This window comes from Streptomyces sp. NPDC020898 (genome assembly GCF_044333925.1).
Taxonomy (GTDB): Bacteria; Actinomycetota; Actinomycetes; order Streptomycetales; family Streptomycetaceae; genus Streptomyces.
The window spans coordinates 1-1,125 of the sequence record NZ_JBIRRV010000054.1; the positions used below are offsets into that span (position 1 = coordinate 1).

Genomic DNA, 1,125 nt, shown 5'->3' on the forward strand with positions numbered 1-1,125 from the left:
AGAGGTCGTTTTCATCTTTAGTACGGTGTTATCTCTAGCTTTGTACCTGCTGATGGTCTGGTGCTGGCGGGTCTGCAGTGTGGGTCGCGGCTGGTGAGGCGGATGGTGTGGTGTCTGGGGCAAGCGGCGCCCTACGCCTGTCTCATTCCAGGACGCCCGGTTCTGTCCCGTGCTTCGGCGCGGCAGAACGCACGCCTGGGCGCACGCCCCCGATCGGCGGTATGCCCAGGACATGACCGACCGTCGTGCGTATCCGAGTGATCTGTCCGATGCCCGCTGGGAGTTGATCGAGCCGGTGCTGTCCGCCTGGCGATTCGAGCGCCGCGGCCGGGCCCTGGACTTCGGCCGGCCGCCCCGGCACGATCTGCGCGAGATCATGAACGCGATTCTGTACGTGGACCGCACCGGCTGCCAGTGGGCCTACCTCCCGCATGACTTCCCGCCCCATCAGACGGTCTACGGCTACTTCGCCAAGTGGCAGACCGACGGAATATTCGCCCAACTCAACGGCCTCTTACGGGAGTTGGTGCGCCAGCAGGAAGACAAGAACCGCCACCCCTCGGCCTGCGTGATCGACTCCCAGAGCGTGAAGACCTCCACCTCCGTCCCCGCCAGGACGCAGGGCATCGACGCGGGCAAGAAGATCGTGGGCCGTAAGCGCAGCATCATCACCGACACCCTCGGCCTGCTGCTCGCCGTGCTGGTCACCGCCGCCGGAGTCCAGGACTCCACCGCTGGCCGCACCCTCCTGGAGCAGACCGCAGCCGATCACCCCACCCTGCGCAAGGTCTGGGTCGACGGCGGCTACCGCAAGCACTTCGTCGAGTATGCCGCCACTCTCGGCATCGACCTCGAAATCGTCCAACGCGCCCCTGGGAGCAGGGGATTCACCCCGATTCCGAAACGGTGGGCGGTGGAGCGGACCTACGGCTGGTTGATGCTCCACCGGCGCCTGGCGCGCGACTACGAAACCCACCCGCACCGTTCCGAAGCCATGATCCACCTCGCCATGACCGACCTCATGGCCCGCCGCCTCACCGGCGAGAACACCATCTCCTGGCGCGACCCGACATCACCGGATCAAATTCGCATCCCGGGATGAAACAACGGGATAAAACGACCTCT

At 65.4% G+C, this 1,125-nt stretch carries 1 protein-coding gene; it reads left to right on the forward strand.

What is annotated here, in order from left to right:
- Window positions 1-232: 232 nt before the first annotated feature.
- Complete coding sequence (locus tag ACH4TV_RS48315) at window positions 233-1,102, forward strand: IS5 family transposase (RefSeq protein ID WP_398407864.1); 870 nt, start codon at window positions 233-235, stop codon at window positions 1,100-1,102.
- Window positions 1,103-1,125: the final 23 nt, after the last annotated feature.